The 22,699-nt window shown below is 70.4% G+C and carries 23 protein-coding genes and 2 pseudogenes; 15 read left to right on the plus strand and 10 right to left on the minus strand.

Annotated features, from left to right (window positions below; all coding sequences use genetic code 11):
- Window positions 1–17 precede the first annotated feature (17 nt).
- Window positions 18–1,778, plus strand: coding sequence for an adenylyl cyclase (locus AB0J74_RS30335; RefSeq protein WP_363453988.1), 1,761 nt, complete (start codon window positions 18–20; stop codon window positions 1,776–1,778).
- A gap of 91 nt (window positions 1,779–1,869) precedes the next feature.
- Here AB0J74_RS30335 and AB0J74_RS30340 read toward each other — a convergent pair whose 3' ends face one another.
- Window positions 1,870–3,330 (minus strand): MFS transporter, encoded by a 1,461-nt coding sequence (locus AB0J74_RS30340; RefSeq protein ID WP_363453990.1) that lies wholly within the window; start codon window positions 3,328–3,330, stop codon window positions 1,870–1,872.
- Between the two features lie 111 nt (window positions 3,331–3,441).
- Between AB0J74_RS30340 and AB0J74_RS30345 the strand changes: the two genes are divergently transcribed.
- Complete coding sequence (locus tag AB0J74_RS30345; protein ID WP_363453992.1) at window positions 3,442–4,053, plus strand: helix-turn-helix domain-containing protein; 612 nt, start codon at window positions 3,442–3,444, stop codon at window positions 4,051–4,053.
- 316 nt (window positions 4,054–4,369) lie between these two features.
- Here the strand turns inward: AB0J74_RS30345 and AB0J74_RS30350 are convergent, their stop codons facing one another.
- From AB0J74_RS30350 to AB0J74_RS30365, 4 genes are read right to left on the minus strand one after another with little or no spacing between them, the layout of a single operon-like run.
- Complete coding sequence (locus AB0J74_RS30350) at window positions 4,370–4,723, minus strand: DUF2255 family protein (RefSeq protein ID WP_363453994.1); 354 nt, start codon at window positions 4,721–4,723, stop codon at window positions 4,370–4,372.
- A gap of 27 nt (window positions 4,724–4,750) precedes the next feature.
- Window positions 4,751–5,902, minus strand: a complete 1,152-nt coding sequence (locus AB0J74_RS30355) for a low temperature requirement protein A (RefSeq protein ID WP_363453996.1) — start codon at window positions 5,900–5,902, stop codon at window positions 4,751–4,753.
- Between the two features lie 21 nt (window positions 5,903–5,923).
- Window positions 5,924–6,586 (minus strand): response regulator transcription factor, encoded by a 663-nt coding sequence (locus tag AB0J74_RS30360; protein WP_363453998.1) that lies wholly within the window; start codon window positions 6,584–6,586, stop codon window positions 5,924–5,926.
- Window positions 6,583–7,806 (minus strand): histidine kinase, encoded by a 1,224-nt coding sequence (locus AB0J74_RS30365; protein ID WP_363454000.1) that lies wholly within the window; start codon window positions 7,804–7,806, stop codon window positions 6,583–6,585. Before AB0J74_RS30365 ends, AB0J74_RS30360 begins: the two co-directional genes overlap by 4 nt.
- 131 nt (window positions 7,807–7,937) lie before the next feature.
- Here AB0J74_RS30365 and AB0J74_RS30370 point away from each other — a divergent pair, with 131 nt between their 5' ends.
- From AB0J74_RS30370 to AB0J74_RS30390, 5 genes are all read left to right on the plus strand, one after another.
- A complete protein-coding gene (locus AB0J74_RS30370; protein WP_363454002.1) occupies window positions 7,938–8,834 on the plus strand; it encodes an ATP-binding cassette domain-containing protein in 897 nt (298 codons plus the stop codon).
- Window positions 8,831–9,625: an ABC transporter permease gene (locus AB0J74_RS30375; RefSeq protein ID WP_363454004.1), complete on the plus strand. Its 795-nt coding sequence runs from the start codon at window positions 8,831–8,833 to the stop codon at window positions 9,623–9,625. Before AB0J74_RS30370 ends, AB0J74_RS30375 begins: the two co-directional genes overlap by 4 nt.
- A gap of 67 nt (window positions 9,626–9,692) precedes the next feature.
- A complete protein-coding gene (locus tag AB0J74_RS30380) occupies window positions 9,693–10,073 on the plus strand; it encodes a YchJ family metal-binding protein (RefSeq protein WP_363454006.1) in 381 nt (126 codons plus the stop codon).
- A 13-nt stretch (window positions 10,074–10,086) separates the two neighbouring features.
- The gene (locus AB0J74_RS30385; protein ID WP_363454008.1) at window positions 10,087–10,494 is read left to right on the plus strand and encodes an FAD-dependent monooxygenase; all 408 of its coding nucleotides are present in this window, start codon (window positions 10,087–10,089) and stop codon (window positions 10,492–10,494) included.
- A gap of 68 nt (window positions 10,495–10,562) precedes the next feature.
- Window positions 10,563–11,594 (plus strand): LacI family DNA-binding transcriptional regulator, encoded by a 1,032-nt coding sequence (locus AB0J74_RS30390; protein ID WP_363454010.1) that lies wholly within the window; start codon window positions 10,563–10,565, stop codon window positions 11,592–11,594.
- 12 nt (window positions 11,595–11,606) lie between these two features.
- Here AB0J74_RS30390 and AB0J74_RS30395 read toward each other — a convergent pair whose 3' ends face one another.
- Window positions 11,607–12,158 carry a helix-turn-helix domain-containing protein gene (locus tag AB0J74_RS30395; protein WP_363454012.1) on the minus strand — a complete coding sequence of 184 codons (552 nt, stop codon included), beginning with the start codon at window positions 12,156–12,158 and terminating at the stop codon, window positions 11,607–11,609.
- Between the two features lie 58 nt (window positions 12,159–12,216).
- On the opposite strand from AB0J74_RS30395, the gene AB0J74_RS30400 reads away from it, so the two are divergent.
- Genes AB0J74_RS30400 through AB0J74_RS30410 form a run of 3 tightly spaced genes read left to right on the plus strand, consistent with a single transcriptional unit; the run spans window position 12,217 to window position 14,043 of the window.
- Window positions 12,217–12,615, plus strand: coding sequence for a nuclear transport factor 2 family protein (locus AB0J74_RS30400; protein WP_363454014.1), 399 nt, complete (start codon window positions 12,217–12,219; stop codon window positions 12,613–12,615).
- Window positions 12,616–12,671: 56 nt separating this feature from the next.
- Complete coding sequence (locus AB0J74_RS30405) at window positions 12,672–13,112, plus strand: NUDIX domain-containing protein (RefSeq protein WP_363454016.1); 441 nt, start codon at window positions 12,672–12,674, stop codon at window positions 13,110–13,112.
- A gap of 52 nt (window positions 13,113–13,164) precedes the next feature.
- Window positions 13,165–14,043, plus strand: a complete 879-nt coding sequence (locus tag AB0J74_RS30410) for an aminoglycoside phosphotransferase family protein (RefSeq protein ID WP_363454018.1) — start codon at window positions 13,165–13,167, stop codon at window positions 14,041–14,043.
- 2 nt (window positions 14,044–14,045) lie between these two features.
- Here the strand turns inward: AB0J74_RS30410 and AB0J74_RS30415 are convergent, their stop codons facing one another.
- Window positions 14,046–16,730 (minus strand): discoidin domain-containing protein, encoded by a 2,685-nt coding sequence (locus AB0J74_RS30415; protein WP_363454020.1) that lies wholly within the window; start codon window positions 16,728–16,730, stop codon window positions 14,046–14,048.
- A 259-nt stretch (window positions 16,731–16,989) separates the two neighbouring features.
- Here AB0J74_RS30415 and AB0J74_RS30420 point away from each other — a divergent pair, with 259 nt between their 5' ends.
- Both AB0J74_RS30420 and AB0J74_RS30425 read left to right on the plus strand, forming a co-directional pair.
- A complete protein-coding gene (locus AB0J74_RS30420; protein WP_363454022.1) occupies window positions 16,990–17,574 on the plus strand; it encodes a DUF305 domain-containing protein in 585 nt (194 codons plus the stop codon).
- Window positions 17,575–17,606: 32 nt separating this feature from the next.
- Window positions 17,607–17,981, plus strand: a complete 375-nt coding sequence (locus tag AB0J74_RS30425) for a hypothetical protein (protein ID WP_363454024.1) — start codon at window positions 17,607–17,609, stop codon at window positions 17,979–17,981.
- Here AB0J74_RS30425 and AB0J74_RS30430 read toward each other — a convergent pair.
- The gene (locus AB0J74_RS30430; protein ID WP_363454026.1) at window positions 17,978–19,117 is read right to left on the minus strand and encodes an epoxide hydrolase family protein; all 1,140 of its coding nucleotides are present in this window, start codon (window positions 19,115–19,117) and stop codon (window positions 17,978–17,980) included. The two genes, AB0J74_RS30425 and AB0J74_RS30430, sit on opposite strands and share 4 nt — an antisense overlap.
- 130 nt (window positions 19,118–19,247) lie before the next feature.
- Between AB0J74_RS30430 and AB0J74_RS30435 the strand changes: the two genes are divergently transcribed.
- The 3 genes and pseudogenes from AB0J74_RS30435 to AB0J74_RS30445 all read left to right on the plus strand — a co-directional run bounded on the left by AB0J74_RS30435 (window position 19,248) and on the right by AB0J74_RS30445 (window position 21,409).
- Window positions 19,248–19,907 carry a nucleoside monophosphate kinase gene (locus tag AB0J74_RS30435; protein ID WP_363454028.1) on the plus strand — a complete coding sequence of 220 codons (660 nt, stop codon included), beginning with the start codon at window positions 19,248–19,250 and terminating at the stop codon, window positions 19,905–19,907.
- Between the two features lie 10 nt (window positions 19,908–19,917).
- Window positions 19,918–20,187, plus strand: a pseudogene (locus AB0J74_RS30440) (aldehyde dehydrogenase family protein); the annotation flags it as partial.
- A gap of 62 nt (window positions 20,188–20,249) precedes the next feature.
- Window positions 20,250–21,409 (plus strand): annotated as a pseudogene (locus tag AB0J74_RS30445) (aldehyde dehydrogenase family protein).
- Window positions 21,410–21,751: 342 nt separating this feature from the next.
- On the opposite strand, the gene AB0J74_RS30450 reads toward AB0J74_RS30445, so the two are convergent.
- Together AB0J74_RS30450 and AB0J74_RS30455 are read right to left on the minus strand one after the other, a co-directional pair.
- A complete protein-coding gene (locus AB0J74_RS30450; RefSeq protein ID WP_363454030.1) occupies window positions 21,752–22,339 on the minus strand; it encodes a hypothetical protein in 588 nt (195 codons plus the stop codon).
- Window positions 22,340–22,349: 10 nt separating this feature from the next.
- Complete coding sequence (locus AB0J74_RS30455) at window positions 22,350–22,694, minus strand: MmcQ/YjbR family DNA-binding protein (RefSeq protein ID WP_363454032.1); 345 nt, start codon at window positions 22,692–22,694, stop codon at window positions 22,350–22,352.
- Between the last annotated feature and the right edge of the window lie 5 nt (window positions 22,695–22,699).

Below are 22,699 nucleotides of genomic sequence, written 5' to 3' on the forward strand. Positions count from 1 at the left end.
CCCCGTTAGGCAGGTCGATGAGAACCGTCCGTCTCCTCGCAGCCGCCACCACCGCGGCCACGTTGACGGCTGCCGGGGTGTTCGCCATGCCCGGCAGCGCCGCCGCTCACCGCGGCGCGCCCGACTTCGGTCCGAACGTCTTCGTCTACGACCCCAGCACGCCCGCGGCCGAGATGCAGGCCAAGTTCGACGAACTGTTCGCGCAGCAAGAGAAGAACGAGATGGGCACCAACCGCTACGCGGTGCTCTTCAAGCCCGGCCACTACGACGTCAACGCCCGGCTCGGCTACTACACCACCGTGTCGGGGCTCGGCCGGTCGCCGGCCGACGTCGACATCACCGGCGCGGTGCGGGTGGTCGGCCAGGTCAACCCCAACGTGCCGGGCGGCGTCTCGGCGCTGACCAACTTCTGGCGGTCGGCCGAGAACTTCACGGTGACGCCGACCGACTGGTCCAACCAGTGGGCGGTCTCGCAGGCGTCGCCGATGCGACGCGTACACGTGAAGGGGATCCTCTGGTTGGAGCCGGGCAACGGGGGCTACTCCAGCGGTGGCTTCATCGCCAACTCCAAGGTGGACGGCATCACCATCAACGGCTCGCAGCAGCAGTGGCTGACGCGGGACAGCGAACTCGGTGACGCGTGGACCAACGGCGTGTGGAACCAGGTCTTCTCCGGCGTCACCGGCGCCCCGCCGACCGGCTTCCCCAACCCGCCCTACACGACGCTGGCCAGCAGCCCGGTCAGTCGCGAGAAGCCCTATCTCTTCGTCGACGAGAAGGGCGAATACCGGGTCTTCGTGCCGGCGCTCCAGCACGACACGGCCGGCACCACGTGGGCCGACGGCAGCGAGCCCGGTTCGTCGATCGACATCGACGACTTCTTCATCGCCAAGCCGACCGACAGCGCGGCGCGGATCAACCTGGCCCTCGCGCTGGGCAAGAACCTGCTGCTCACCCCCGGCGTCTACCACCTCGACCGGCCGCTGCGGGTGCTGCACAAGAACACCGTGGTGCTCGGCCTGGGCATGCCCAGCCTGGCACCCGACACCGGCGAGGCGGCGCTGAAGATCGCCGACGTCGACGGCGTCAAGGTGGCCGGCGTGCTGGTCGACGCCGGTGCCCGCAAATCCGACACGCTGATCGAGGTCGGCTCCCGGTTCGGCCGGGCCGACCACTCGCGCAACCCGACCTCGCTGCAGGACGTGTTCATCCGGGTCGGCGGCCCCTGGGTCGGCCGGGCGACGACCAGCCTGGTGGTCAACAGCGACGACACGATCCTGGAAAACATCTGGGCGTGGCGCGCCGACCACGGCAACGGCGTCGGCTGGACGCAGAACACCGGCGACACCGGCGTGGTGGTCAACGGCGACGACGTCACGGCGTACGGCCTGTTCGTCGAGCACTACCAGAAGTGGCAGACGATCTGGAACGGCGAGCGCGGTCGGACGATCTTCTACCAGAGCGAGATGCCCTACGACCCGCCGAGCCAGGCGGCCTGGAACAGCCCGACCGGCAGCGGTTGGGCGTCCTACAAGGTCGGTTCGTCGGTGCGCAGCCACGAGGCGTGGGGGCTGGGCGTCTACTCCTACTTCAACCAGGGCGTCGACATCCGGGCGGCGCGCGGCATCGAGGTGCCGGACCGGCCCGGGGTGCGTTTCCACAACATGATCACCGTCTTCCTCGACGGCAGCGGTGGCATCGAACGCACGATCAACGACGCCGGTACGCCGGTCGTCGGCTCGTTCGGCACGAGCACGCTGACGGAGTATCCGGGCTGATCGCGGCGACACGAGGGCCCGCACCGAACCGGTGCGGGCCCTCGATTTCCCCTGACACGAAGACCTCCGGGCCTTCGTGCTCCCCCGATCGTCAGACCGTGACCGCCTCGCGCTCCTCGGCCTCTTCGTCGATCGGCGCCGGCTGGTTCTTCACGCCGGGCAGCAGCCAGGCAGTGAAGATGGCGCCCAGGGCAGCCAGCCCCGCGCCGGCCAGCAGCGCGACCTGGAAGCCGTCGGTGGCCGCCACCCCGGGTGCGTTGCCGCTGGTCAGCGACGACGTGGTGGCAGCGGTCGCGATAGCGACCGTGATCGCCAGACCGATCGAGCCACCGACCTGCTGGGTGGTGTTGATCAGACCGGACGCGAGCCCGGCCTCGTCCCGCCGGGCGCCGGCCGTCGCGGCCAGCGTGACCGGGATGAACATCAGCGCACCACCGACGCCGGCCAGCAGCGAAGGCCCGAGCAGCTCGGTCCAGTAGCTGCCACCCACGCTCAGCAGCGACAGCCAGACCAGCGACCCCGCGGTGATCAGCATGCCGATCAGCAGCGGCGTCTTGAACCCGAGCCGGGTGACCCAGCGGGAGGTCAACCCGGCGAACGCGATCAGCGTGATCGCGAACGGGAGCTGCCCGAAGCCCGCCTTGATCGGGCTGTAGCCCCAGACCTGCTGCATGAACAGCGTCAACACGAAGAACATCGGGAACACCGACCCGGTCACCAGGAGCGCGATCAGGTTGGCGCTGCGCAGCGTGTGCTGTTTGAAGATGTGCATCGGCACCAGCGGGTGCTTGGCCCGCGATTCGATCACCACGAACGCAGCCAGCAGGGCGATCGCGATCGCGGCGGAGGCGATGGTCTGCGCCGACAGCCAGCCGGCGTTGTTGCCGTCGACCAGCGCATAGACGCCGAGTGCTAGACCGCCGGTAACGGTGATCGCGCCCATTACGTCGAAACCGGCAGCGGAGACCCGGTCCCGCGCGGCGGGCAGCAGGCGTGGTGCCAGAGCGAGCGCCACGACGCCGATCGGCACGTTGACCCAGAGGACGGCCTCCCAGCCGATCCATTCGGTCAGCACGCCGCCGAGAATCGAGCCCGCGGCAGCGCCGCCGCCGGCGACCGCGCCCCAGACACCGAGCGCGCGGTTCCGTTCCGCGCCGGCCGGGAAGATGGTCATGAGCAGGGACAGCGCGGCCGGTGCGACCAGCGCTGCGCCGAGGCCCTGAGCGGCCCGGGCGGTGACCAGCATGGCCGGCGCCTGAGCCAGCGCACCGACGAACGAGGCGACGACGAAGAGCCCGAGGCCGGCCATGAACATCCGGCGTCTGCCGAGGATGTCGCTGACCCGGCCGCCGAGCAGCAGGAACCCGCCGAACGTCAGGGTGTAGGCGTTGGTGACCCAGGACAGCGAGTCCTGGTTGAAGTGGAGCTCCCGGCCGATCGACGGCAACGCGACGTTGACGATTGACGCGTCGAGGACCAGGACGAACTGAGTGACCGCAAGCAAGGCCAGGGCGAGGGTCTTGTGCGGTGTTGCTTGTTCCGCGCGACTCATCTGCGCGTTCCCCCCGAGGTTTGAAGTGGAAGTCGAATTCCGCTTCCGGTATGCTTCGAAAGTACGGAACCAAGATTCCGGTTGTCAATCGGATTCGGTAGGATCAGCGTGATGACCACCACAGCCGACCCCCACACCACCGGGGGGAAGATGCTCAGCCCGGTGCTCGCCGGGGCTCCCCGGCCCATGCGCGGCGACGCCGCCCGCAACCGCGCCCGGGTGCTCGACGCCGCCCGTGCCGCCTTCTCCGAAGACGGCGCCGACGTGCAGATGGAGCAGATCGCGCGCCGGGCCGGCGTGGGGGTGGGCACGCTCTACCGCAACTTCCCCACCAAGCAGGCCTTGATCGCCGAGTTGGCGCAGCGATGGATCGACGAGCGCGTCGAGATCGCCGACGAGGCGCTGGCGATGCCCGACCCGGCCGGCGCGTTCGGCTGGTTCGTCCGCCGCACGGCAGAAGACATGGCCAGCGACGCGGGCCTGTGTCACCTGTTCAGCGACCTGCCCGACAACGGCTGCCCGATCGAGAGCATTCTCGGCGAGCGCACCGAGCGGTTGCTCGCCCGCGCCCGAGACGCCGGAGCCATCCGCGACGACCTGAGCGTCAGCGACTTCCAGGCGATCCTGGGCGGGCTGTCGGCGGCGATCGCCCGCACCGAGAAGTGGGAACTCTTCGCCGAGATGCTGATCACCGGCCTGCGCGCGCCGGCGCCCTGCCCCTGATCAAGATCCAGGAGCAAGAGCCTGCTGGCTCGGGTCCGCGGTGCGCACGACCGTCGCTCCCGCCAGAGCCCGCTCCGCTGCGCTCCGCTGCGGCCTCCGCGCCCGGTCGCCCTCACCCCAGACCCGGAGCCTGCAGGTCTAGTTGCCCGGGGGCCAGAACGGTGGCCCACCGCCACCTCGGCCTCCGCGCCCGGTCGCCCTCAACCCAGACCCGGAGCCTGCAGGTCTCGCTGCCGGGGGCCAGAACCGGTGGCCCACCGCCACCTCGGCCTCAGCGCGGCTTGCGCTGGACCCGTGGACGGTCATCGCTGGAGGATCAGGCTAGGTCGAGCCGCATGGTGCAGTCGCGCGCGGTTTCGGTGACCATCTCTCGCACGCCGCTCTGGCCCGCGTATTTGGCGCGGTAGGCCGCGTCCACCGCGGCCAGGGTCGGCTCGTCGGCGACGTCGATGATCGTCGCCGGATACCGGTGCGGGCCGTCGACGAACGTGGCCCGCCCCGAGCGGTGCGCCCGTCGATACCACTTCGAGTCGGGCCCGTACCCGCTCCGGATGTAAGGCACCCCCTCGACCACGACCGCCCAGATCGGGGTCTGCACCTCGCCGCCGGTGCGCAGCGACGTCGAGATGCGTACCGTGTCGGTGTTCGCGAAATAGTCCAAAGCCGCCATAACCGCCAGCGTACGGAAGGACAGCGCTCAGCGGCCGAACGTGTGCAAAGTGGTGCTGCGACTGCGTAACACCGCCGGTGCGTCCTCGATGATCAGCGCACCGGCCATGACCACCAGGATCGCGACGAGTTGCGCGGTAGCGTCGATCCGGCCGATGAAGACGGTGAACACGACCAGCACCGCCGCCACCAGTCGGTGGATCACGCCCTGCCGCAGCCGCAACAGCATCAGGAAAGCGGCGTGCCCGACCATGAACCCGGCGGCGCCGACCGCCAGCGCGAGGGCGGCGTTGAGCTTGAGGGGGTCGAAGGCGGCCGGGATCGCCTTCTTGATGCCGGCCGAGAACAGGATGATTCCGATGATCATCGGGAAGTGGGCGTATCCCCAGGCCCACACCGCCACCCGGGCCTTGTGGACCGGATTGGCGATGCCCCGCAGCGCCTCGACCGAGCGTTCGTCGTCGCCTGCGAAGTAGGCCCAGTAGAAGTAGTAGGCGACGCCGAGGCCGAGCAGCGCGACCAGCAACGACGAGCCGTCGAGTTCGACGCCGACGAAGCCGAGGCCGATCGAGACGATCGACTCGCCGATCACAATGATCATGACGAGCCCGTGCCGCTCGACGAAGTGACCGGCGATAAGCACCAGCACACCGATGCGCCGGATATAGGGAACGAAGAACTGGACCACCATGGCGCCGCCCCACCACGCGGCCCGGTGCTCCTCGGGCAGCAGGCCGCCGGCCAGCACCAGACCGGCGGAGATCAGGTTGACTGGCGCGAAACGGCTCGCGGCCTGGTAACCACCCAGGCCGGCCGAGCGCAGGAACAACACGCTGTGCACCAGGCTGACGATCAGATAGCCGACGCCGAACGCCCAGCCGTTGTCACCGAACGCCTCGGGAATCGACAGCGCGATGACCAGGAACCCGGCCATGCCGATCAGCAGCATGCTTCGGCGGAACGTGCTGCTCGGCGCCACGGCGTTGGTCAGCCAGGCATAGCCCGAATACATCCACCAGATGAGCCCCAGCATCAGCACCGACTCGCCCAATGTGTGCCAGTCGAGATGCTCGGCCAGCACGTCGGTGAGCTGCGTGATCGTGAAGACGAACACGAGGTCGAAGAAGAGCTCCAGGGTGGTGACCCGCACCGCGGGCTCGTCGGGAGTTGGCTCGGTCACCACGCAAATACTAGGGGTTGCTCAGGTCAATCCCGCATCCTGTGCGAGGAGGGCGACCTGCACCCGGTTGTTGAGGTCGAGTTTGGTCAGCATCCGGGTCATGTGCGCCTTGACCGTGGCCACACTCATGAACAACTCGGCGCCGATCTCCGCATTGGACAGACCCCGGCCGACGGCGACCGCGACCTCGACCTCGCGCTCGCTCAGCCTGGCGAGCAACTCGCGGGACCGCTTGCGGCGGGCGTCGGCGCCGTCGTCGGCGACGTGAGCGATCAGCCTGCGGGTCACCCGGGGCGACAGGATCGGCTCGCCGGCCGCGACCCGGCGCACCGCCTGCACGATCTCGGCCGGAGGCGTGTCCTTGAGCAGGAAGCCGCTGGCGCCGGCCCGTAGCGCGCGCAGCACGTACTCGTCGGCCTCGAAGGTGGTCAGCACCAGCACCTCGGGCGCGCCCGCGACCCGGCGCAGCCGCTCCGTGGCGGTCAGGCCGTCCATCTTCGGCATCCGGATGTCCATCAGCACGACGTCGGGCGAGACCGCCGCCACCGCGGCCGCGACCTCGGAGCCGTCGGCGGCCTCGCCGACCACGCTCAGCTCGGCGGTGCCACCGAGGATCATCGAGAGGCCCGCGCGGACCAGCGGGTCGTCGTCGACGATCAGGACCCGCACGGGGTTGTCGGTCATGCCGGCCACGGTAGCCAGGCGCGCAGTTCGAAGTCGCCCGTGTCGGTGCGGCCGTGGGTCAGCCGGCCGCCGGCCAGCCCGGTCCGCTCGACCAGGCCGACGATGCCGGTGCCGGCGCCCGGGATGGTCGCCGGGGAGCCCACCGGAGCCGCGTTGCGGACGGAGACGGTCAACCCGTTGCCGGCCGTACCCTCGAAATGGATGTCGACCAGCACGCCCGCGGCGTGCTTGCGGGCATTGGTCAAACCCTCCTGGACGATGCGGTACGCGTTGCGCCCGACCGCCGCCGGCACCGCGTCGAGGTCGTCGACCTGGCAGTCGACCCGCACCTTCATGCCCGCACCGCGCGACTCCTCGATCAGCGCCGACACGTCGGCCAGCGTCGGCTGTGGCTTGATCGGCTCGCCGTCCTCTTCGCGCAGCACGCCGATCACCTCGCGCAGGTCCTGCAGCGCCTGGTGTGCGCTGCCCCGGATCACCGAGGCGGCCCTGGCGACCTCGTCCGGCGGTGCGTCGGGGCGGATCTCCAGGGCGCCGGCGTGCAGGCTGAGCAGCGAGATCCGGTGTGCCAGCACGTCGTGCATCTCGCGGGCGATCCGGGTCCGCTCGAGATGGCGGGCCTGCGCCACCCGGAGTTGCTGCTCGGACTCGGCCCGCACGGCCCGGTCGTGCAGCGACACCACGAGTTGGCGACGGGCCCGGACGAACATTCCCCAGGCGAACACGGCGAAGGTGGACAGCACGGCGAACGCGGTGACCAACCAGTAGGGCAGGTCCGGATCGGGGCGCCAGGCCAGGAAGATCGGCGTCGTGGCCGCGCTGAGCAGCGCGATCGGGGCCGAGATGCCGACCCGGCGATGAACGGCGACGGTGAACAACGTGATCAGGCCGGCGGCCGCCGCGGTCAGCGACACCCCGCCGACCGGCACCATGATCAGCGCGATCGCGGCCGGCCAGCGGCGGCGGAACCAGAGCAGGAAGGGCGACACCGCGCCCAGGCCGATGTCGAGCCAGCGGCCCCAGACGGCCAGGCTGTCGTCGTTCCACACGCTGGCCGTGAAAAGAGCGACCGTGGTGACGGCCACCAGGAAGATGATCGAGTCGACGACCCAGTCGCGGGTGGATCGCCGCCGAACCGGGCGCTCCGCGTCGACGGTTTGGAGGAGCCCACCCGGCAACAGGGACGGTATGTCCGGCCCGACCCGGGTCGCCGCACTCATGAGCAAAGGGTACGAGCGAACCGGCGCGATCGGCATACGACCAAAGTCGGTATCGGTCGGCTACCTTCGGCGCCCGGCGATCGTCCTTGGCCCGACGCGCTCGACCACCCGGCGGCCGCAGGCTTATCGGCATGATCAGTGTGACCAGCTTGACGAAGCGCTACGGGGCTCACACGGCCGTCAACGACGTGTCGTTCGAGTGCGCTCCTGGCACCGTGACCGGTTTCCTGGGCCCCAACGGCGCGGGCAAGTCGACCACGATGCGCATGATCACCGGGCTCACCCCACCGACCGCCGGCGCCTCGATGGTCGCCGGGCGGCCCTACCGGCAACTGCCCAACCCGGCCCGCGAGGTCGGGGTCCTGCTCGATGCCTCCGCGCAGCACCCGGGCCGGACCGGGCGCGAGGTGTTGACCCTGTCGGCCCGCACGCAGGGGGTGGGCTCGGCGCGGGTCGACGAACTGCTGAAGCTGGTGGGACTGGCCGGCCCGGCGGCGACCCGGCGCGTCCGCGGCTACTCGCTGGGCATGCGGCAGCGGCTCGGCATCGCGCACGCCTTCCTCGGCGACCCGCGGGTGCTGATCCTCGACGAGCCGGCCAACGGGCTCGACCCGGAGGGCATCTTCTGGATGCGGGGCCTGCTGCGTGACTTCGCCGATCGGGGCGGCACCGTGTTGCTCTCGTCACACCTGCTCCGTGAGGTGGAGGCGGTCGCGGATCGACTCGTGGTCATCGGGGGCGGTCGAATCGTGGCCAACGGCACCAAGGCGGAGTTGTTGGCGGCGGGCGGTGTCCGGGTGCGGGCACTGGACACCGCCACGCTGCGGACGGCGCTGGAGCGGGCCGGCCTCGCCGTCACCGCGGGCGCCGACGGTGCACTGACCGTGCAGGCCGAGGCGGAAGAGGTCGGGCAGGTGGCGGCGAGCATCTCGGCGGTGCTGCTGGAGCTGCGCCCGGTCGACACCGGCGGCCTGGAAGAGCTGTTCCTGACCCTGACCGCCGGCGAGCCCAAGGAGACCGCGCGATGACCGCGACGCTGACCGCCACCCGTACGCCGAGCGCGTCGACCCGTACCTTCACCCGGCCGAGCCTGGCCCGGCTCACCGGCGTCGAGTTGCGCAAGATGGCTGACACCCGGGCCGGCCTCTGGTTGATGGTGATCACCGCGCTGGTCTCCGTGGCCGTGGTGGTGATCCAGCTCTTCGCCGCCCACCCGGCCGACCAGACGTTCAAGAACCTGTTCCAGTCGACGATGTTCCCCACCGCGATCCTGTTGCCGGTCCTCGGCATCCTGTCGGTGACCAGCGAGTGGAGCCAGCGCACGGCGCTGACCACTTTCGCCCTCACCCCACAGCGCCAGCGGATCGCCGGCGCGAAGGTGCTGGCCGCCGTGGTCCTCGGCGTCCTCGCGGTGCTGCCCGGCCTGGTCTTCGCCGCGATCGGCAACGCGATCGCGGGCGGCATGGACAGCGCGGCGGGCAGTTGGTCGTTCAGCGCGATGCTGCTCGGCTACGCGGTGCTGTTCAGCGTGATCAACGTTCTGTTCGGCATCGGTTTCGGCATGCTGTTCATGAACTCGGCCGTCGCGATCGTGCTCTACTTCGTGGTCCCGACCGTCTGGTCGCTGCTCACCGGCCTCATCTCCGGCCTGAAGAGCACCAGCGAATGGCTCGACCTGAGCGTGACGTCGACGCCGCTGTTCGACGACGCGGCCCTGAGCGGTGGCGAGTGGGCCAAGCTCGCCGCGTCGGTCGGGCTGTGGGTCCTGCTGCCGACCGTGCTCGGCCTGACCCGCCTGCTCCGGCGGGAAGTTAGCTGAACCCCTGGTGGGCGGTCGCGGGTCGGGGGTCCCGCGGCCGCCCACGCGTCTTCGCGAGAATGGCGGGATGGCACGTTGTCCCTGCGGGTCCGGCCTCGGCTATGACGAGTGCTGCGGCCCGCCGCACCGCGGCGTGGCCGCCGCACCGACCGCCGAGCGGCTGATGCGGTCGCGGTTCAGCGCATTCGCCCTGGGCGATGCCGACTATCTGCTTCGCACCTGGCACCGCACGACCCGACCCGAGTCGCTCGACCTCGACCCGGCGCAACGCTGGATCCGCCTCGAGGTGCTCGACACGGCCAAGGGCGGGCCGGCCGACCCGACCGGCGTCGTGGAGTTCCGCGCCGTCTACCGGCAGGGCGGCCGGACAGACGAACTGCAGGAGCGGAGCCGCTTCGTACGCCAGGACGGCTCGTGGGTCTATGTAGGACCGCTGCCGCTTCGTTGACAGACTGTGTGACATGACGGATCCGCGCGTGTTGATCGTCGGCGCCGGGATCGCCGGCCTGGGTGCGGCGCACGCGCTGCAGGCCAAGGGGATCCGGGCCGACCTGTTCGAGGAGGTCTTCCTCGACTCGGTGACCCGCGGCAAGAGCGTGCTGATCGGCGACGCCGCGCACGCCTACTCGCCCAACATGGCCCAGGGTGCGGCGCTCGCGCTCGAAGACGCTCTCCTGCTGGCCGATCATCTGCATGACATCGCTGGCTACGCCCGCCGCCGGATCCCCCGCGCCCGCTGGGTCCGCGACCAGACCCGCCGCCGCGACATGGCGCGCCACCTGCCACCGCCGGTGCGCGACACCGTCCTGAGATTGGTCGGCCCGCGCCTGTTCAGGGCCGCCTTCCGTCCGCTGCTGAACCCGCCGTAGATCGATCGGCTGTTACGCTGACGAGGCCCGGCGCGGAGAGCGCTCTCCCCTGATCATAGGAAGCACACGTGACCACCGACGGCGCGCGCCTGCCCACGCTCGAAGACGTCGCCCAGGTCGCGGGCGTGTCCCGGGCCACCGTCTCCCGCGTGATCAACGGCATCCGCAACGTCAACCCCGAGTTGCACGAGGTGGTCTGGAACGCCGTGCAGGCCACCGGTTACGTACCCAACCGCGCCGCCCGCTCCCTGGTCACCCGGCGCACGGGCACGATCGCCCTGGTCGTCTCGGACGCGGAGACGCACGACGACGACCCGTTCATGAGCCGCTTCTTCAGCGACCCGTTCTTCGGCCGGGTGGTCGGCGGCCTGCTCAGCACGTTGCGCCCCGCGCGGATGCAGTTGGGACTCCAACTGGTCGGCACCGACGAGGCCCGCAAGCGCCTTGTCGGCGACCTCCGCCAGGGCCAGGCCGACGGTGCCGTGGTCCTCTCCCTGCACCCCGACGACACCCTCCCGGCGCTACTGATCGACGCGGGCGTCCCCGGGGTGGTGATCGGCCGCCCGGCGACGCCCACGCCGATCAGCTACGTCGACGTGGCCAACGACCGCGGCGCCGCCCTGGCCGCCGACCATCTCGTCGCGGTCGGGCGGCACCGGCTCGGCATGATCACCGGACCGGCACACGTGCCGGCGAGCGCCGACCGCGCGGCCGGTTTCCGGGCCGCGCTTTCCGGCAACGCCATCCCATCGGTCGAGGGCAACTTCACGCACGAGAGCGGCGACGCGGCGATGCGCCGGCTGATCACCGACCACCCGGACCTCGACGGTGTGTTCGTGGCCAACGACCTGATGGCACAGGGTGCACTGAGCGTGCTGCGCGAACTCGGCCACCGCGTCCCGGACGACATCGCGGTGGTCGGCTTCGACGACAGCAGCGCGGCGCTCGCGGCCCGACCGCCCCTCACCACCGTCCGCCAGCCGCTGGAGGACATGGCCGCGGAAAGCGCCCGCCTGCTGATCGCCCACATCGACAACCCGAAGCTGATCCCCCAGACCGTCATCTTCGAGCCGACCCTGGTGGCGCGGTCGTCGGCGTGAGAGCCCCGTGCACTATGCGGTCAGACCGGTACGGAGCAGTGCGACCAGGCGGCGTGCGTTCTCGGCGTCGGTGGTGAGTGCCGCGCCGCTGGCGAGTGCCAGCACGTCGGTGGCCGTGATGTCCTGCCGGAGCGCCGGTTGCGCACGTCGCACCAGGGCGCCAGCCGTGGTCGTGATGGCGGCGTGCCATTCCTCGAACATCGGGGTGCGGCGTCCGTCCCGGACATCGGTGGCCGCCAAGGCGAGCGGGCGTTTGGTCGCCACGTGGACGACGAACCCGTCGAGCCAGGCGAAGAGCGCCTCGACCGGTGCGGGGGCGGCGAGGAGCCGGTCGCCGTAGTCGCAGAGCGCCGTCACCTCGTCGGCATACAGGGCGGCCAGCAGCTCGGCCCGGGTCGGGAAGTGCCGGTACAGCGTCGCGTTGCCGACGCCCGCGCGCCGTGCGACGTCGTCGAGGGCGACCTCGCTGCCGACCTCCGCCACGAGTTCACGCGCCGCGATGATCAGGCGTTCTCTGTTGCGCTGGGCGTCGGATCGAGGTCGGCGCTTGCTATCTGGGGACATCCCCGAATATGGTACGGCAACGAAACGGGGACGACCCCAGATGAATGAGGGGCACGCGATGCTGAGCACCGAGGACCGGTTCGCCATCGAAGACGTCATCAACCTGCATGGCCACCTGACCGACCGTGGCGACTTCGCCAACATGCCCAACCTGTTCACCGAGGACGTCGCCTACGACGTCAGCGCCCTCGGCGGTGGCGTCCTCGCCGGGCTGGCCGGCGCGCGGGATGCCGCACTCGAACTCGGCGAGGCGAATCCGTTGGCCCACCACGTCACGAACATCGTCCTCGACGAAGCGGCGGACGGAACGGTCCAGGCCCTGTCCAAGTACCTCGGCGTGATGGCTGACGGGTCCGTCGCGAGCGGAACCTACGAGGACACTCTCAAGCTCAGCGACGACGGCTGGAGGATCACGCGCCGAGTCGTCCGGCCCCGCCGCGTCCCCCTGCAACCGTGACGCGGGCCGCCGATCGCGCGGTCGGCCGTGGATGCCCCGTCTGACAGGATCGCTCGATGAGCGGAGAGAAGATCGAGCTTCGGGTCTGCTGCGGCGTCGTCGTCCTCGATGAGCGCGACCGGGTTCTGCTCATGCGGCGTAACGGCGAAGGCACCTGGGGCCTGCCTGGCGGCGGCATGGCGCCCGGAGAGACCTGGGAGCAGGCGGCCCGACGCGAATGCAGGGAAGAGACCGGGTGGGACGTCGATCTGGACGGCCTCCTCGGCCTCTACAGCGATCCCGCTACACAGACCCATCGGTACCCCGGCGGCGCGGTCATGCACTTCGTCGGCGCGGTGTTCCTGGGCAGGCCGCGAAGCAGGACCGCCACGCCGGACGGCGAGGCCACCGAACTCGGCTGGTTCCCGCTCGATCGACTGCCGGCGCCACTGTTCGCCCCTGACGTACCCGTCCTGCGCGATGCCGTCCACCGCCAGGACAAACCCTTCGTCGGCTAGATGCGGCCACCTCGACCGCAGCCCGCTGGCGCCGCGGCCGGAGAATGGGGGCATGAGTGCTCCTGTCGCCGACATCGACGTCACCCTCGAGCTGGTTGAGCGGCTGTTGCGGGCGCAGCATCCTGATCTCGCCGACCGTCCACTTCGGCTGGTCGCCAACGGGTGGGACAACACGATCGTGCGGGTTGGCGACGATCTTTGTGTGCGGTTGCCGCGGCGGCAGGTGGCGGTGCGGCTGTTGGTCAACGAGCAGCGGTGGCTGCCTGCCATCGCCGAGCGGCTTGCGGTCAGCGTGCCCGCGCCGGTCCGGGTCGGCGCGGCCGGCGAGGGCTATCCCTGGCCGTGGTCGATCTGTCGGTGGTTCGAGGGTGAGATCGCGTCGCTCGTGCCGGTCGTCGAGCGGCGGGCGATGGCCGGCGAACTGGCCGAGTTCATGAACCGGCTGCACGTCGTCGCTCCCGGCGACGCGCCCGCCAACCCGGTGCGCGGCGTGCCGCTGGCCGTCCGCGACGAGCAGATCCATGATCGGCTCACCGGCGGGAAGCTGGAGCGCGAAGACGAGCTTCGCGCGCTCTGGGACGAACTGCGGACCGCGCCCGAGTGGACCGGGCCCAAGGTCTGGCTACACGGCGACCCGCACCCGGCCAACCTCGTCTTGCGCGGCCAGCCGGCGACGCTTGCGGCCGTGCTCGACTTCGGGGACCTGACCGCCGGCGACCCGGCCACCGACCTCGCCGCCGCCTGGTTGGTCTTCGACGCCGAGGGGCGGGCCGCCTTCCAGGCCGGCATCGAGGCCGACGACGCCACCTGGCAGCGCGCCCGGGCCTGGGCGCTCGCGATCGGCACGGCGATAGCCGTGTTCGCCGACATCCACCCCGGTTTGGCGGATGCCGGCGAACACGCGATCAATCAGGTGCTGTCAGCGGACTGACCTCACGGGTAGTTGTTGAGGTACTGGATCTCGGCACCGGCGCGAGCCGTACCCCCGGCGTTGTTGATGATGTGGTTGATCGTGCCCGCACCGCCGAGCGAGACAGTCACCATGTTCTGGAACCGCACGCCCGTCTTGGTGGGCACCTCGAAGGATCTTTCCGCGACCACCGACGGGTCCAAGGTGAACACGCAATAGGAACCGAGCCCGATCGCGAAGTGCTCGTTGACCGCGTCGTTGACCTTGTAGGCGGCGTAACCCCTCGTCGAGCCGTTCATCCAGGCGGCCTGGTTGGGCATCTCGTAGGGGAACTCGTTCTGGTAGAAGTAGGTCCGGCCGCGCTCGCCGTTCCAGACCGTCTGATATTTCTGGAAGTGCTCGACGAACAGGCCATACATGGTCACGTCGTCGCCGTTGACGGTCAGGCCCGTGTCGGCCGTGTTGACCGACCAGCCCACCCCGTCGCCGTGGTCGGCGCGCCACAGCCACATGTGGTCGCCGATGACGTCGTCGCTGTTGACGGTCAACGTGTTGGTCGCACGGCCGACGCCCGCGCCACCGATGCGGAAGAACACGTCGTGCAGCGAGACCGGGTTGGCGGCGTGGTCGGCGGAGGATCCGGGCGGGCCGACCTCCATCAGCACCGGCGAGTTGGTCTCGCCGGCCTCGAACATGATCCCGCCGACCTTGACGCCGTTGACGTCGGCGATCCGCATGCCCACCGAGCCGTTGTCGGCCTGGATGGTGGCCAGGCCAAGACCCAGGACGACCGTGTCGGCCCGGTTGACCTGGATCGGCGAGGTGACGTGGTGCACGCCGGGCGCGAAGAGCAGGTTCTTGCCCTGCGACAGCGCGCTGTTGATGGTGGCGACCGGGGTGCCCGGCCGCACGATGAAGAACGTCGACAGCGACAGCGACGAGCCCGCCGGCGTCTTGTTGAACCAGGTGGTGCCGGTCGAGTTGGCGCGCAGCGCGGGCACGAACACCCGGTATTCGCCGGTGCCGTCGATGTAGAGGAACGGCTTCTCGCGCACGGTCGGCGTGTTGGCGATGACCGTGTGGGACGGGTTCGGGAAGTGGTTGGGCGGCGCGCCGGTCACGCCCTGGAACACCATGTTCCAGACCGAACCGCTCCACGAGCCGAACTCGCTGTTACGCGAGTACCACTGCTGCTGCGAGCCGGAGACGACTGCGCCGTCGATCTTGGTGTCGGCCATGAAGCCGCCGCTCGACCAGCCGTCGCCGCCGTTCCAGAGTTGGATCTGGTTGCCACCGCCACGAAGATGCATCCGGCGGTACGGGGCCGCCTGGGAGACCGCCCACCGCTCGACGCTGACGCCGGCCGGCAGGGTGACGCTCAGGTTCTCGGCCGACCGCCAGAAGTTCTGGGTGGCGTTGCCGCCCATCCAGAACGCCTCGGCGCGCACATGCCCGTTGAGGTTGACGTCGTCGGGCGACATGCCGAGCCCCGCGACCTGGGTGAAGAAGCCGAGGTTGACGTCGGCCGTGTAGGTGCCCGGCTTGAACAGAACGGCATACCGCTCCGGGCCGAACTGGTTGCGCTCCTGCTGGGTGAAGATGCTGTTGAGCCGGCTCTGGATGGTCGCGGTCGGCGTCGACGGGTCGTACACGATGGTGTTGGGCCCGAAGTTGGGGTTGCGTGGGTCCGTGGGTTCGACCGGTGTGCCGGTCGGCGGCTCGCTGGTGGGCGGGTCGGTGGGGTTGGTGCCGGTGCCGGTGTAGATCCGCATCTCCCAGAGTGAGTAGCCGTAGCCGGTGCCCCGGGCGGTGCCGTTCATTCGCACATACCGGCCGCTGCCGGTGACGTTGAGCGTCTGCGTGCCGCCGGTGGCCGACGTGGCGCTGTAGACGGTCGTCCAGGTCGAGTCGTTGGTGCTGGTCTGGATCTGGAAGGCGGTCGCGTACGCGGCCTCCCACTGCAGCACCACCTGGCAGATGCTCTGCGTGCTGCCCAGGTCGACCCGGATCCACTGTGGATCGGACGCGGCCGACGACCACCGGGTGCCGGCGTTGCCGTCGACGGCGGCGGTCGCCGGGAAGCCGGCGTTCTGCACCGATGACGCGGTCGCCGGCTTGCCCTGCGCGGCGTTGGTGGTGCCGCAGCCACCGGGCGGGTTGCTGCCGCCGAACGTGCCGTGCACCTGGAACTCGAACAGGCTGTAGCCGTAGGCCGTGGCCCGGACCGTGCCGTTGAGCCGCACGTAGCGGCCGCTGCCGCTGACCGGCAACACCTGCGTGCCGCCGGCGCCCGTTGTGGTCGTGTAGATGTTGGTCCAGGTGTTGCCGTCGGGCGAGGTCTGGATCTGGAAGGAGCGGGCGTACGCCGCCTCCCAGTTCAGGGTGATCTGGGTGATGGTGGCCGTGGCGCCGAGGTCCACGCGGATCCACTGTGGATCGCTGAACGCCGAGGCCCACCGGGTGCCGGCGTTGCCGTCGACGGCGGCCGTGGCGGGGAAGGCCGCGTTCTCCACCGACGAGGCGGTGGCCGGCTTGCCCTGCGAGATGACCGCGTCCGCGGCGCTCGCCGCGGAGGAGACGGTCAGTGCGGCGGCCACCAGCGCGGCGGCGGCCAGGCCGGCGAGGGCCGCGTGGCGCCGGGTCGGGCGACGGCGGGGCGGCGGCGGTGGGTCCGGTGGTGCGACGGGGGGTGGTGCGACGGGTCTCATGTGCCTGCCTAACGGGGATAGGCGGCGCGCGCGGTATGCACGCCGGGACGGGGGCGTGGTGCTCGGAGAGCGCTCTCCGAGCGGCTCTGAGTTTTCACCGCGGTTCGGTTCTCGTCAATATCTGGGGGAGCGCTTTCCAGGGATTGACACGCATCGTAGTGTCGCACAAACTGGCCATCGGCGAGAGCGCTCTCTCGCAGAAATCCATCGACAACCCAAGATCTCTCACCGACGACCGTCCCCGTCGAGGAGCTGACCGATGATCCGCCGCCGCGCCGTGCTCGCGCTCGTTCCGCTCGCCGTGGTCGGCGGCTGCACGAAGCCCGACCGCGCTGGCATGGCGCCCGCGCCCGGCCCGTCGTCGACCGGGCCGAACACCACCGACATCGCCTGGTTGCAACTGCTGATCGCGATGAACGAGCGACTGCTGCCCGTGCTCGACCTGGTGCCGCCGAGATCCGGCGACCCGGCCGTGCAGTTGTTCGCCTCGGTGACCCGGCGCGCGCGAGCGGCCGAACTCGATTCGCTACGGGGGTTGGCTGCCGGGGTCACACTGCCCAGCGACAACCCGCACCTCCAGCACGAGATGCCCGGCATGCCCACGGCCGCGCAGACCGCCGCCTTGACCGGTGCGACCGGCAAGAAGTTCGACCGCGAGTTCGCGGCCGTGGTGATCGCGCATCTCGACCAGACCTCCCGACTCTGCACCGGAGAGCAGAACGCCGGCGCCGACCCGGCGTTCCGCTCGCTCGCGGAAGCGATCGCGCGCAGTGTCGGCGAGGAGCGTGCCCGGGCGTCCGCACTGGACGCCCGGGCCGCTTCGCCCGCAGCGAACACGCCTTGACGTCAGGCTGGCTTGACGGCAGCCTTGCTGGCATGACGCCCGACCTGCTCGAGTTGGAGCACACGCTGGCCACCGCCGTCGCCCGCTTCGACCAGCTGCGCACCTGGGAGGCTCTGGGCGAGCCGACGCTCGGCCGGCACGAGGCGCTCGAGTTGCTCGCGCTGAGCGAGGTGCTGGCCCGCAAGGCGCACTACGGCCGGCAACTCAGCGTCCGCACGGCCCGCGCCGCCGGTGCCTCGTGGACACAGATCGGCGCCGCGCTGGGCACCAGCAAGCAGGCGGCCTGGGAGGCACACACCAAGTGGATCGACGACCAGGCCGACCAGCACCGGGTGAGCGGTGTGGCCGGCCTGGCCGAGCCGGATGTCGCGACCTTGCGTGACCAGGCCGGCGACGCGGACAGTTAGCGCACCGTCCGGAAGAACGCGCGGACGTCGTCGACGAACAGGTCGGGCGCTTCGAGGGCGGCGAAATGGCCGCCGCGGTCGAACTCCGACCAGTGGGTGATCGTGTTGCTCTGCTCGGCGTAGCGGCGGATCGACACGTCTTCGGCGAACACGGCGACCCCGGTCGGCACACCGCTCGGGGTGGGCCAGTTGCCGCTGTGCATGCTCTCGTAATAGAGGTTGGCGGAGGTGCCGGCCGTGTTGGTCAGCCAGTAGAGCATCACGTTGGTCAGGATCTTGTCGCGGTCGACCACGTCTTCCGGCAGCTTGCCGCCGTGCGTCCATTCCTGGAACTTCTCCACGATCCAGGCGAGCTGGCCGACCGGTGAATCCGCCAGTGCGTACGACAGGGTCTGGGGTCGGGTCGCCTGGATCTGGAAGTAGCCGTTCATGTCCTGCAGATAGTTGGCCAGCCGACCGACCCGGACCCGCTCGGCGTCGGTCATCGTGGCCTGCTCCTCCGCCGGCACCTCGCCGAACGGGATGAAGCCGACCGTGGCCGCGTTGACGTGGATGCCCGCGACGTGTTCGGCGTCGACCCGGCCCAGGTCCGGCGCGATGAAGGCGCCGTAGTCGCCACCCTGCGCGCCGTAGCGCGAATAGCCGAGGCGGCGCACCAGCTCGGCGAACGCGCCGGCGATCCGGCGACTGTCCCAGCCGGCCTCGGTCACCTGGCCGGAGAGACCGAAGCCGGGAATCGACGGGATCACCACGTGGAACGCGTCGGTCGGGTCACCACCGTGCGCCCGCGGGTCGGTCAGCGGGCCGACCACGTCGAGGAACTCGAGGATCGAGCCGGGCCAGCCGTGGTTGAGCAGGAGGGGCAGCGCGCCGGGTTCCGGCGAGCGGGCGTGCAGGAAGTGCACGCGCTGGCCGTCGATCTCCGCGGTGAACTGCGGCAGCTCGTTGATCCGCCGCTCCTGCGCGCGCCAGTCGTAGCCGTCGGCCCAGTAGGCGGTCAGGTCCCGCAGGTAGTCGACCGGGACACCGCGGGACCACTCGGCGCCGGGCAGGGCGAACGGCCAGCGGGTCTGTGCGAGGCGTGCGCGGAGGTCGTCGAGGTCGGCCTGGGGCACATCGAGGCGGTAGGGGTTCATGATCGCTCACCTTCGTTCGGAACGTTCTGGTCCGTTCCGCTTCAGACTAACAGAACGGAACGATACGTTCCAGTAATTGGATCCACTGAATCAGTTGGCACGGCCCGGCGGCGGATGGGACCGTTTGCGCATGCGGAAGTACGTGATCATGGGTGTGCAGGGCAGCGGCAAGGGCACCCAGAGCACCCTGATGAGCCGCGAACTCGACCTGACCCACATCAGCGTCGGCGACATCCTGCGCTGGCACGTCCAGCAGCACACCAAGATCGGCGCTCTGGTGCGCCGCACGATGACCGCCGGCGAGCTGGTCAGCGACGACCTGGTCGAGTCGATCGTGCGCGAGCGGCTCCAGCAGCACGACTGGAACTACGGCTTCCTGATCGACGGCTTTCCGCGCAACGTCCGCCAGGCCGAGTTCTTCCTGGAGAGCTACGACATCGACGGGGTGATCCACCTCGACCTGCCCGACGAAGACGTGGCGCACCGGGTGCTCAGCCGCCGGCTCTGCGCCAACTGCGGCATGGACTACAACCTCATCTCCGACCGGCCCGAGGTCGAGGGCAAGTGCGACGTCTGCGGCGGCAACCTGATCACCCGCGCCGACGACACCCCGGAGGCGCTGCGGGCCCGGCTGCGCGACTACTACGGCAAGACCGAACCGGTGCTGGAACTGTTCCGGCGCAAGGAATACGTGCTCACCGTCGACGCCCGGCCCGACCCGGCCACCGTGCAGCGGGCGATCCGCGACGGCCTGCACCTGCCGCCCTACCTGGGCCAGCTCACTCCGTAATGTGTGGGTCATGACGACCTACCGCTCCGTCAACCCGGCCCGGCTCGACGACGTGGTGGCCGAGGTGCCGCTGACCGACGCCGCCGGCTTCGTGGCCGCCTGCCGAGCCGCCCGGGCCGCGCAGTCACGGTGGGCGGCCGTGCCGGCGCCGGTGCGCGGCCAGGTCATCGGCAACCTGGGCGCCCTGGTCCGCGCCAACCTCGAGGCACTCGCGCAGTTGGTCACCCGCGAGATCGGCAAGCCGATCGTGGAGGCCCGCGGCGAGGTGCGGGAGATCATCGACACCTGCGACTTCTTCCTCGGCGAGGGCCGTCGCCTCTACGGCCAGACCGTGCCAGCGAGATGCCCGACAAGCAGCTCTTCACGTTCCGGGTGCCGGTCGGGGTGGCCGCGATCATCACGGCCGGCAACTTCCCGGTCGCGGTCCCGTCGTGGTACCTGGTGCCCGCGCTGCTCTGCGGCAACGCGGTGGTCTGGAAACCCGCCGAGTACGCGTCCGCGTCTGCCGCCGCCCTCGGCGCCCTGGTCCGCCGGGCCGGCGTGCCGGCGGGCGTGTTCGAGGTCGTCGACGCCGACGGTGCGGCCACCTTCGCCGGCCTGTCCGACGCGCTCGACGCGGGCCTGGTCGACAAGGTCGGCTTCACCGGCTCGTCGGCGGTGGGCGCCCGATCGGCGAGCTGACCGGCCGCCACCTGCAGACCCCGTGCCTGGAGCTGGGTGGCAAGAACCCGATGGTGGTCGCTCCCGACGCCGACCTGTCGCTGGCGGTGGAGGGCGCGCTCTTCGGCGGCTTCGGCACCGCGGGCCAGCGCTGCACGTCGCTGGGCACGGCGATCGTGCACGAGTCGGTGTACGAATCGTTCGTCGAGTCCCTCGGCAAGGCCCTCTCCGACGCGGTGATCGGCGACCCGACCCGGGAAGACGTCCTTTATGGACCGATGCTGGCCGAGCGGTTCGCGACGCGTTACGAGGAATACCTGGGTTGGATCGGCGACCACCACCGGGTGGCCGGCCCACGCGGCCGGATCACGCCGGAAAACCCCCGTGCGGGATTCGCCGGCGACCCCACGACCGGCCTGTTCTACCACCCGGTGCTGGTGGCCGGCGTCCGGCCGGACGACCGCCTGTTCCGGGAGGAGACGTTCGGCCCGATCGTCGGCGTCATGCCCTACCGGGATCTCGACGAGGCGATCGAGTTGGCCAACGCGCCCGGCTACGGCCTCTCGTCGTCGATCTACACCAACGACCCGCGGGCGGCGTTCACCTTCCGGGCCGGCGTCTCGGCCGGCATGGTCAGCGTCAACAACTCCACCTCGGGCGCCGAGGCCCACCTGCCCTTCGGCGGCAACGGCAGGTCCGGCAACGGCTCCCGCCAGTCGGGCATGTGGGTGCTCGACCAGTTCACCCGCTGGCAGTCGATGAACTGGGACTATTCAGGCCGCCTGCAGAAGGCCCAGATGGATACCCAGTCGATCACGCCCGACCTCTCGTTCCGCTTGTAGGCCGCCGCCCGCGTGGGCCCGACTTATTCCGGGGCGGCCGCTCCCTCCGGGGCGGGGCTCATTCCAGGGCGGCGGCTCATCCGCGGCAGCCGCTCATTCCGCGGCAGCCGCTCATTCCGGGGCAGCCGCTCCCTCCGGGCCAGCCGCTCCCTCCGGGGCAGCCGCTCGCTCCGGGGCGGGGCTCATTCCAGGGCGGCGGCTCATCCGCGGCAGCCGCTCATTCCGGGGCAGCCGCTCATTCCGGGGCAGCCGCTCATTCCGGGCCAGCCGCTCATTCCGCGGCAGCCGCTCATTCCGGGGCAGCCGCTCATTCCTTGGCTGCGGCTCATCCGGGGCGGCCGGCTATTCCGGGGCGGCCGCGACGTGCAACGGGCCCGGAGCGGGTCGGCCGTCGAGGGCGGTCGGGTCGACGCTCCACCGGGCGGCCAGGCGTGTCACGTCGTCTTCGCCGACCAGGAGGTCTTCGGCGTCTTCGGGGGCCGCCTCCGGGATGCCGAGCGAGCGCTCGGCGTCGTCAGGATCGCCGCGCCACTCGGTGACCGTGCCGGTCTCACCGACGAAGTCGAAGGCGCGCACCAGCACCCCGTCGACCGCGCGGACCCAGCGATGTTGCTCGCCGACCCGGTGGGTGGCGAAGAACTGCACCTCGGTCTCCAACGCGACCGACAGCGCGACGGCCTCGACCGTGCTCGGGATGGTGAACAGCCGCCGGCCCGCCACCAGGATCCACTCGTTGTCGCGGGCACCGGCCAGCGGCGGGGTCACCGCCAGCCGGTCGTCGGTCAGGTGGGCGAGGTCGACACCCTCACGCCAGGGTGCCGGCCCCAGGTCGCGCAGGCCGAGGGCGTCGACCACCGCGCCGGGGTCACGGCCGCGGATCGCCAACCACGCCTGCTTGCGGCCGAACCCGACCATCGTCTCCGTTGTCACTCATCGGACGTTATCTCGCCTCCAGGAACTCTCGGGCGACCCGCTTGGGGACGCACATCCGCCAGGCGTCGAGAACGAGTTCGCGCATCTCGGCCTCGTCGAGCTCCGCCAGCCTGACCTGGACCCAGTTGTAGCGCTCGTCGGACGGGACGGGCATGAGGAACTTGTGCGGCTCGGCGGCGACCAGCCCCTCCCGCTCCTCCTTGGGGAAGCCGAAGCCCATCACGGTCTCGTCGCGCGAGAAGGCCAGGAACACGATTTGCCCGACCCGGAACTTGACCCGGTCGCGGACCAGCACCTCATAGGCCCGCGGCAGGGTGCTGGCGAGCCGTCGAACATCGTCGATCGTGACCACACGAG

The organism is Asanoa sp. NPDC049573 (assembly GCF_040676615.1).
GTDB lineage: Bacteria > Actinomycetota > Actinomycetes > Mycobacteriales > Micromonosporaceae > Asanoa.

Excerpts from the sequence above, each read along its gene's own strand:
- AB0J74_RS30335 (WP_363453988.1), top strand. The coding sequence starts at position 18 with ATGAGAACCGTCCGTCTCCTCGCAGCCGCCACCACCGCGGCCACGTTG.
- AB0J74_RS30340 (WP_363453990.1), bottom strand. The coding sequence starts at position 3,330 with ATGAGTCGCGCGGAACAAGCAACACCGCACAAGACCCTCGCCCTGGCC.
- AB0J74_RS30345 (WP_363453992.1), top strand. The coding sequence starts at position 3,442 with ATGACCACCACAGCCGACCCCCACACCACCGGGGGGAAGATGCTCAGC.
- AB0J74_RS30350 (WP_363453994.1), bottom strand. The coding sequence starts at position 4,723 with ATGGCGGCTTTGGACTATTTCGCGAACACCGACACGGTACGCATCTCG.
- AB0J74_RS30360 (WP_363453998.1), bottom strand. The coding sequence starts at position 6,586 with ATGACCGACAACCCCGTGCGGGTCCTGATCGTCGACGACGACCCGCTG.
- AB0J74_RS30365 (WP_363454000.1), bottom strand. The coding sequence starts at position 7,806 with ATGAGTGCGGCGACCCGGGTCGGGCCGGACATACCGTCCCTGTTGCCG.
- AB0J74_RS30370 (WP_363454002.1), top strand. The coding sequence starts at position 7,938 with ATGATCAGTGTGACCAGCTTGACGAAGCGCTACGGGGCTCACACGGCC.
- AB0J74_RS30375 (WP_363454004.1), top strand. The coding sequence starts at position 8,831 with ATGACCGCGACGCTGACCGCCACCCGTACGCCGAGCGCGTCGACCCGT.
- AB0J74_RS30380 (WP_363454006.1), top strand. The coding sequence starts at position 9,693 with ATGGCACGTTGTCCCTGCGGGTCCGGCCTCGGCTATGACGAGTGCTGC.
- AB0J74_RS30385 (WP_363454008.1), top strand. The coding sequence starts at position 10,087 with ATGACGGATCCGCGCGTGTTGATCGTCGGCGCCGGGATCGCCGGCCTG.
- AB0J74_RS30395 (WP_363454012.1), bottom strand. The coding sequence starts at position 12,158 with ATGTCCCCAGATAGCAAGCGCCGACCTCGATCCGACGCCCAGCGCAAC.
- AB0J74_RS30400 (WP_363454014.1), top strand. The coding sequence starts at position 12,217 with ATGCTGAGCACCGAGGACCGGTTCGCCATCGAAGACGTCATCAACCTG.
- AB0J74_RS30405 (WP_363454016.1), top strand. The coding sequence starts at position 12,672 with ATGAGCGGAGAGAAGATCGAGCTTCGGGTCTGCTGCGGCGTCGTCGTC.
- AB0J74_RS30410 (WP_363454018.1), top strand. The coding sequence starts at position 13,165 with ATGAGTGCTCCTGTCGCCGACATCGACGTCACCCTCGAGCTGGTTGAG.
- AB0J74_RS30415 (WP_363454020.1), bottom strand. The coding sequence starts at position 16,730 with ATGAGACCCGTCGCACCACCCCCCGTCGCACCACCGGACCCACCGCCG.
- AB0J74_RS30420 (WP_363454022.1), top strand. The coding sequence starts at position 16,990 with ATGATCCGCCGCCGCGCCGTGCTCGCGCTCGTTCCGCTCGCCGTGGTC.
- AB0J74_RS30425 (WP_363454024.1), top strand. The coding sequence starts at position 17,607 with ATGACGCCCGACCTGCTCGAGTTGGAGCACACGCTGGCCACCGCCGTC.
- AB0J74_RS30430 (WP_363454026.1), bottom strand. The coding sequence starts at position 19,117 with ATGAACCCCTACCGCCTCGATGTGCCCCAGGCCGACCTCGACGACCTC.
- AB0J74_RS30435 (WP_363454028.1), top strand. The coding sequence starts at position 19,248 with ATGCGGAAGTACGTGATCATGGGTGTGCAGGGCAGCGGCAAGGGCACC.